This is a genomic window from Cytophagia bacterium CHB2, from assembly GCA_030263535.1.
In the GTDB taxonomy this organism is placed as follows: Bacteria; Zhuqueibacterota; Zhuqueibacteria; order Zhuqueibacterales; family Zhuqueibacteraceae; genus Coneutiohabitans.
In genome coordinates, this window is record SZPB01000344.1 from 1 (window position 1) to 7015 (window position 7015).

General features: G+C 52.1%; 9 protein-coding genes. 2 read left to right on the plus strand and 7 right to left on the minus strand.

Going from position 1 to position 7015, the window contains the following annotated elements; genetic code table 11:
- From FBQ85_24120 to FBQ85_24130, 3 genes are all read right to left on the minus strand, one after another.
- A partial coding sequence (locus FBQ85_24120; protein ID MDL1878219.1) for a M24 family metallopeptidase occupies positions 1 to 942 on the minus strand: 942 nt, incomplete at its 3' end.
- A gap of 93 nt (positions 943 to 1035) precedes the next feature.
- A complete protein-coding gene (locus FBQ85_24125) occupies positions 1036 to 1770 on the minus strand; it encodes a Uma2 family endonuclease (GenBank protein ID MDL1878220.1) in 735 nt (244 codons plus the stop codon).
- 158 nt (positions 1771 to 1928) lie between these two features.
- Positions 1929 to 3950 carry a S9 family peptidase gene (locus FBQ85_24130; GenBank protein MDL1878221.1) on the minus strand — a complete coding sequence of 674 codons (2022 nt, stop codon included), beginning with the start codon at positions 3948 to 3950 and terminating at the stop codon, positions 1929 to 1931.
- A 154-nt stretch (positions 3951 to 4104) separates the two neighbouring features.
- On the opposite strand from FBQ85_24130, the gene FBQ85_24135 reads away from it, so the two are divergent.
- Positions 4105 to 4329: a type II toxin-antitoxin system HicB family antitoxin gene (locus FBQ85_24135; protein ID MDL1878222.1), complete on the plus strand. Its 225-nt coding sequence runs from the start codon at positions 4105 to 4107 to the stop codon at positions 4327 to 4329.
- Entirely contained in the window at positions 4326 to 4553 is a 228-nt protein-coding gene (locus FBQ85_24140; protein ID MDL1878223.1) for a type II toxin-antitoxin system HicA family toxin, read from the plus strand. The genes FBQ85_24135 and FBQ85_24140 overlap by 4 nt, the downstream gene beginning before the upstream one ends.
- A gap of 21 nt (positions 4554 to 4574) precedes the next feature.
- Here the strand turns inward: FBQ85_24140 and FBQ85_24145 are convergent, their stop codons facing one another.
- The 4 genes from FBQ85_24145 to FBQ85_24160 form a co-directional block, all read right to left on the minus strand.
- Positions 4575 to 5858, minus strand: a complete 1284-nt coding sequence (locus tag FBQ85_24145; GenBank protein MDL1878224.1) for an amidohydrolase family protein — start codon at positions 5856 to 5858, stop codon at positions 4575 to 4577.
- A 5-nt stretch (positions 5859 to 5863) separates the two neighbouring features.
- The gene (locus FBQ85_24150; protein MDL1878225.1) at positions 5864 to 6169 is read right to left on the minus strand and encodes a hypothetical protein; all 306 of its coding nucleotides are present in this window, start codon (positions 6167 to 6169) and stop codon (positions 5864 to 5866) included.
- Positions 6166 to 6537: a hypothetical protein gene (locus tag FBQ85_24155; protein ID MDL1878226.1), complete on the minus strand. Its 372-nt coding sequence runs from the start codon at positions 6535 to 6537 to the stop codon at positions 6166 to 6168. Before FBQ85_24155 ends, FBQ85_24150 begins: the two co-directional genes overlap by 4 nt.
- An 82-nt stretch (positions 6538 to 6619) precedes the next feature.
- The gene (locus FBQ85_24160) at positions 6620 to 7003 is read right to left on the minus strand and encodes a hypothetical protein (GenBank protein MDL1878227.1); all 384 of its coding nucleotides are present in this window, start codon (positions 7001 to 7003) and stop codon (positions 6620 to 6622) included.
- Positions 7004 to 7015: the final 12 nt, after the last annotated feature.

A 7015-nucleotide genomic window follows, 5' to 3' on the forward strand; every position in this document is an offset into this window, starting at 1 on the left:
CACGATATTGTAAATCTCTGCCTGCTCTTTGGTGAATTTGCCGCTGATCGGAATCGTTCGTGTGACGTCGGCGGTGTACATCTCATATTCCGCGCCAATGTCGATCACCACCAGATCGCCGCTTTGCATTTGGCGGGCGCCGGCGCGATAATGCAGAATGCACGAGTTCGGCCCAGAACCGACGATGGAAGGGAAGCCCAAGCGCGCGCTGCCGTTATTGGTGAAAGTATATTCCAGCATCGCTTGCAATTCATACTCGCGCATGCCGGTTTGCGCCGAAGCCATCACTTCGCGATGCGCCTGGCAGGTGATGTCGATGGCGCGGCGCAACAGCGCGATTTCCGCCGGCGATTTGATCTCGCGCGCGCGGCGCAGAATTTTTCCCGGATCAGCAACCGTAACACCCAGCAACGCTTCGAGAGCATTTTGAGTGGAATCTGCCGGCGAAGCCGCATGCGGATGTTGCCGCTCGCCGGTTTTCATGTAAAGCGTATCACTGCCCGCCAGCGCCGCTTTGAAAATTTTGTCGAATTGATCGTTGGTCAATACTGCGTTGAAGCCCAGTTGCGTTTGCGCGCCTTCCACGCCCAGCCGAATGCCGTCCCAAATTTCAGACAACGGATTGCGCGGCATCACAAACAGGATTTCTTTGGCTGGCTGCGCCAATCCGGGCAAGTTCAGCCCGCGCGGGATGAGAATCAACATCGATTCTTTTTCCGTCAAACCGGTGAGGTAATAAAAATCGCTGTCCTGACGATACTCATGCTCGACATCGCCGTTGCGCGTCACCTCCTTGCTTGCCTTAAAAACAGCAATACTTTTCGCGCTCAGATGACGCATGAATTCAGCGCGATGGCGCTGCCATTCCTGCGGAGCTTGGGCGAAAGAGGAGGTGAAACAGAGGGAAAAAAAGATGGACAGTAAAAGTCGATTCAAACGCATATCGGTACTCCATCGAAGTGGCTCTTAAAAACAAGGATTGAGTGATTGAATTCGCAGGGAGGGAAATTGGGCGAAACGCCTGAAAGTTTTTGATCATTGGAATAACGCGGCCACGGCGAGTTTGAATTCCGGCAAAAGTTCCGGGCAAACCAGTTCGACTGATTCCCAACGCCACTCCTCTGGTGTGAGCACCATCGCTCTTTTTTCCGTCGGAAAAATCAGCCACACAACGCGGCTGCCCGTTTCCAAACACAGCCGCGCTTTGGCGAATACATCTGAAACCGTGTCGTCATCAGAAGCAATCTCGATCGCCAAGTCGGGCGCGCGTATTTCATATTTTTCCTCGGCGTGCAGGTTTTCATTTAAGAAAACGGCGACATCAGGTGTGCGCAAATTCTGTTTGTTCTCCGGCCAAAGGCGCACGCTGAATTCCGGCAACACTTGGCCGATGGGGTATTGTTCGAAATAGTTGAACAGCTTTGCCGTCAAAACGGCCTGGCATCTGGAATGTTTGCGATCGCCCATTTTGAAAGTGACCCTCCCATCAACAAGTTCGAAAGAACTGCCTTGCGCCGAAGCTTCTGCATCTGCTATGGTCAAGCGGGATGCGGATTCCCGTTGCGTCAAAACCTCGGGATATTTGAAAACAAGCCTGCCGTCAATCAGCTCGAATGGTCGCCCGCGCGCCAATTTTTCGGCTTCCTCAATGGTCAAATCTGTTCGCTCGTCCAGGCGCAAACGCTGTCTAGTTGGCGTTTGAGTATAATCTGCATGAACTCGCGAAACTGTATCGGAAGCCAATGCCTTTTGTTCGATTGCCACTGCCATGGGCTCTGCTCTTGACTTTAGACAAAAACGGTTCTTAAAATGAGTTTGCAAAAATAAAGATTCAGCAAGCGACAGTCAACTGCTTTCTTGATTTTGTGGGAGTTCCACTTTTATGGACGAGGGCTTTTGAAACTGTCCGCGCCGGCAGTACTAAAAATTTATGGCATCGCCGGCTTTGCGGCGCCTCCGCTTTTCACATACTTCTCAAACCACTCGATATTGCGCTGGATCGAAAAGAGTTGGTGATTGACTTCACGAAAGCCGTGCGGCTCGCGCGGGTAAATGTCGAATTCCACGGTTTTATCGAGCATCTTCAGCGCGGTGTAAATCTCCCAGCCCTGGCTGATGGGTACACGGTCATCCTTTTCACCGTGGGAGATGAGCAGTGCGGTGTTTGATTTTTGAATGTGGGCCATGGGCGAGGCCAGCCATGCCTTCTCCATGTTTTCCCAAACCGAGAGATTCCAATGCACCATGGAATTCTCATAGGGAATATCCGAAGTGCCGGTGAATGAAATCCAATTTGAAATACCGGCGCCCATTGAAGCGGCCTTGAAATGCTCGGTGTAGCGCGTTGCCGCGAGCGCGGAAAAATAGCCGCCGTAGGAGAAGCCGCCGATGCCCACGCGATTCAAATCAATCAAACCCTGCTGGTCGAGGTGCGCCAAACCGTCGATCACATCTTCAAACTCCTGTCCGCCGAGATCTTTGTGATCGGCCTTGGCATAAGCCACGCCGCGTCCCGTGCTGCCGCGATAATTCGGGCTGAAAACGACAAAGCCGCGCGCGGCGAGCAGCTCGCCCCATTGTATATAACTCGTGGACCAACCGTCGAGATACGCGCTCTCCGGCCCGCCGTGAATTTGAACGATGCAGGGATAGCGTTTGCCTTTTTCATAATCCGTGGGCAGCATCAACACGCCGGTGATTTCCAGACCGTCGCGCGCTTTCCACGAAATTTCTTCGCTGCCAGAAAGCTTGACATTGGCCAGCTCGGGATTGCTGTTGGTCAACCGCGTCAGCTTCTTCGTGGAGAGATTGCCGCTGAACGCTTCGTTCGGGTGGGTATCGGTGTTGGCGCTCGTCGCGAAAGTCTTGCCGTCGTTCGCAAACGAAGCGCTCAGAAACGTGTAGCCGCCTTCGATGATCGCCGTCATTTTGCCGCCTTTGGCCGGAATGGTTTTGAGGACGGTGTGGCTGCGCTCGACTGCCGTGAAAGCGAGCGTCGCGGCATTGAGCCAATCGATTCCGGAAACGGTTCCTTCATAATTTTCGGTGATGTTGCTGGCATTGCCGCCCGCCGCGGGAACGACGAAGATGCTGCCGGCCGCGGGATCGCTTTCATCCACACCGGCAGTGAAGGCGACGGATTGTCCGTCGGGCGACCAACGCATCTCGCCGAGCTTGCCGTTGGTGTCGGTAAGCATTTTGGCTTCGCCGCCCGCACGGTTGACGGTATAAATTTTCTTGAACATGTACGAATCATCGGTTCTGGGCGTGGCGCTGGCTTGATACACCAATTTGCCGGCATCCGGCGACCAGGCAAAACTCCACACCGCAACGTCACCGGTTACGGCTTTCGCTTCGCCGCCGTCAACGGATTGCACATACAGCCGCGGGAACTTAAAATTTTTGTCAACGGTTTTCACATCCTTGCCGGCTTTGGCGTTCTGTTTATCTTCTGCAGTTTCGGCGTCCGTCATAATGTAGGCGATCCACTTGCCGTCAGGTGACAGGAGGTAGGCGCTCAAACCATTCTCTGCTTTTGCGACAATTTGCGCCTCGCCGCCGTCAAGCGCGATGCGATAAACCGCACTATGTGTATCGTGTTCCTTGCGCACCGCGGAAAAATAAATCCATTTGCCGTCCGGCGACCATTGCGGCGAGCTGACGCCCTGCGGTTTATACGTGAATTGCCTGGCCGCGCCGCCGGCTGCCGGAATCACAAACAACTCGCTGTAACGCCCGCCTTTTTCTTCGTCAACCGAACGCGCCGTTGAAAGAATGTAGGCCACGCTCTTGCCGGTTGGGTCGATCACCGCCGTACTGACGTTTTTAAGACTCACGACCATCTCCGGGGAGATGCGGTTTTGGGCGAACAAAATCGTTGCGCTCAACAAAACCAAAATGGAAAGCGTGTGCAGCTTTTTGTTCAATAGCATGATCTTCCTCCTTTGCATTTAAAAAATAGTCATTGACAGAATGCTCCCAATGGCCGATATTTGTTTCGGATCAAGCCATAAACCATCGGAAATTGCATGTGCTCATGATGCCTGCATTGACAAGTTAGCAACAGGTTCACGAATTCAAAGTACAGAATGCGAGGATGCCGTTATGAAAACTTACCGCTTTTCCGTTGTCGTAGAAAAGGATAAGGATGGATATTCCGCCTTTTGCTCCGAACTTCAAGGCTGCTATACACAAGGCGAAACTTATGAAGAAGTAATTGAAAACATCAAAGATGCCATGCGCCTTCATCTCCAAGATAGAATTGAAAACGGCGAAGAAATCTCTCAACCTGAGGCGGTGATGATGACTTCGTTGGAATTGGCGTTATGAGTGATAAACTTCCTCGCATAACTGCCGGCGAAATCATCAGTATTCTTGAGAAGATTGGCTTCCAGCTCGCCCGCTCAAGCGGCTCACACCGCATTTATAAAAACAAAGCCGGCAAAAGAGTAACAGTGCCTTATCATGCCGGCAAAATTCTTCATCCCAAAGTGCTGAAGAGTATCTTGACCGACGCTGACTTGACGGTCGATCAGTTGAAAAAACTGATGTAATAATCACCCACCCGGCAAAATTTATCTGACCTCATGCCGGTAAATTTTCCCTTCTTTCATAACAAAAACCACTTCACGCAGCTTGCGAATTTCCGCCAACGGATCGCCCTTGACTGCAATAATATCCGCAAGCTTGCCGGGCGCCAATTCTCCAATTTGATCGGCCATGTCGAGCAAGCGCGCAGCTTTGATAGTTGCCGCTTGCAATGCGGCGTCGGGTGACATCCCGTATTGCACCATCAATTCGATTTCCCAGGCATTCTCACCGTGCGCGAACACGCCTACATCGCTGCCGCAAACAATATTCACGCCGAGTTGCAAGGCGCGCTTGAACATTTCTTTTTGCGCGGCAACGCGACGCTGCCGTTCTTCGCGTTCGTGCGGTTGCGCGTAGCTCGCAATCGCTTCCACTGCGCCCAACGTCGGACACAGCGCGACATTATGTTCGAGCATTAGTTTTAAACTCTGTTCATCTGCCTGGCTGCCGTGCTCGATGCTTTTCACGCCGGCGAGCACGGCGCGGCGAATGCCTTCGGGCGTGTTGGCATGCGCCACCACCGGATGCCCGGTTGAAGCGGCTTCATCAACTGCAGCTTTCAACTCGTCAAGCGTGAAGGTCGGCGCATTCACGCCGCCGTGGCGATAGTCGGCGTAGACTTTGATCCAATCCGCGCCGTGCCCGATTTGCCGCCGCACCGCCTTGCGCACGCCCTCAACGCCGTCCGCGACTTCTGCGCCTTGCGGAACTTCCCAGCGCGGATCGAATCCCGCCGGGCCATAACCGCCGGTGATGACGAGAGCAGCCGTTGCCACCAACAAACGTGGCCCGGGAATGATACCTTGATTGATGGCATCGCGAATGCCTACATCAGCATAGTCGCCGCCTTCCGTGCCGAGATCACGCAGCGTCGTGAAGCCCGCCAGCAAAGTCTTTTCAGCGTGAACCACCGCGCGCGCCGTGCGCAGCGCAAGCGCTTCTTTCAGAACTTGATCGTTCCATGAGGCTTCGTTGTAGGGATGCAAGAACAAATGACTGTGCGCATCGATCAAGCCGGGCATGAGGGTGGCATCGCCGAGATCGATTAATTCGGTATTCGGCGGCAGTTTGTCGTTTTTGTTTTGAATGGAATAAATCTTGTCGCCGGAGACAATGATGACGCGATTTTTGTGGAGGACGCCGGCTTGTGAATCAAAAAAACGATCGGCAGAGAGGGCAAAGGTTTGAGAAGAGGTTTGGGAACTGCCGGCGAGTAAGATTAAACACGCAAGGAACAAAAAGCTATATGGCGTGATTCGCAATTGCATTTTCTCTAAGCGAGCTGTTCAATAGGAATCTGTTCAAGAAACCACCACCAGGCCGAGGGGGCCGGGTTATGCTGTCGCAGTCTTGAAAAATCTGATTTGCCTCCACATTCAGCAATAATCAGCTCAATGTTTGCCATTAGTTTTTCATCGGCAAACAGCAGGCGAGCTGACTGCAAGGTGGTTAGTTCACTACGATGTTCTTCAATGACATCGCGATTGGTCAGCATATTGAGCACTTCGAAACGACCCATGCCTTCCGGAGAGCTGGCATCGGATTCGTAGGCCTTGATCAATTTTTCAATACTATTCATTTTGTCAACTCGATAAGTTTACCGATTGGCCGGTAGCCCTTCGTCAAAGTAAAATAACGTTCAGGCCGATCCGGCGGAAAAACAGTATCCCACAGACCACTTTCATCAAAGAATACAGCCCATTCCTGATGAACAATGAAATACATTCCCTCGAAAGCTGCGTATTCGTATACCATCGCATCGGAAGAATTGAGTACACCCATGCCTTTTTGAATGAGATCAGCTTCTGTGGCATTTAACGGAAGATGGCCTCGAGCTTTTCGGCGCTCCAAGTGTTTGGAGACGCTTTCTAAGCCACCTTTCCAGTTTCCTACAAGAGCTTTTTCATAAGCTTGCCGGAATTTCTGGTGTCGGCTCAAGAGATTCATGAACGAGCGATCTGGAATAATAATATCACAACAGCTTTTTAAAAGCAAGCATCCAATTAATCGACTTCGCTTGCTTGCATTTCTACGGCGTCGTCCTGCCCTCCACCCGATAATTGAATTCAAACGACAAACTGTTGCTCCAATCTTCATCAAGAATGGTTTTGTAGCGCGTGCCGTCGCTAGGGCCAACGGGTTTGCCATAGGAATAAAACCAATTCACCACCGGCGTGCCGCTGAAACCCAGCGCGATCCAATAACGTCCCGGCGCGAGTTTCACATCCTTTTGCGTGAAATCAAAGGCCTGCCAATAATAACCCGGACGATTCGAAAGATCCGTCATCGCCAGCAGCGGGCTGGTTGAAATGTTTTCTCCCGGTTTGGAATTCTGATCCTTCAAAATCTCCACCCAGAGAAATCCTTCGCCGCCGAATTTTTGCAGGGCCAGCGAAATTTTTTCCAAACTCACGGGCTGCGTCAG

What these genes read in the sequence shown, in the direction of transcription:
- FBQ85_24140 (MDL1878223.1), top strand. Translation starts at nt 4,326, where the DNA reads ATGAGTGATAAACTTCCTCGCATAACTGCCGGCGAAATCATCAGTATT.
- FBQ85_24135 (MDL1878222.1), top strand. Translation starts at nt 4,105, where the DNA reads ATGAAAACTTACCGCTTTTCCGTTGTCGTAGAAAAGGATAAGGATGGA.
- FBQ85_24150 (MDL1878225.1), bottom strand. Translation starts at nt 6,169, where the DNA reads ATGAATAGTATTGAAAAATTGATCAAGGCCTACGAATCCGATGCCAGC.
- FBQ85_24125 (MDL1878220.1), bottom strand. Translation starts at nt 1,770, where the DNA reads ATGGCAGTGGCAATCGAACAAAAGGCATTGGCTTCCGATACAGTTTCG.
- FBQ85_24130 (MDL1878221.1), bottom strand. Translation starts at nt 3,950, where the DNA reads ATGCAAAGGAGGAAGATCATGCTATTGAACAAAAAGCTGCACACGCTT.
- FBQ85_24155 (MDL1878226.1), bottom strand. Translation starts at nt 6,537, where the DNA reads ATGAATCTCTTGAGCCGACACCAGAAATTCCGGCAAGCTTATGAAAAA.
- FBQ85_24145 (MDL1878224.1), bottom strand. Translation starts at nt 5,858, where the DNA reads ATGCAATTGCGAATCACGCCATATAGCTTTTTGTTCCTTGCGTGTTTA.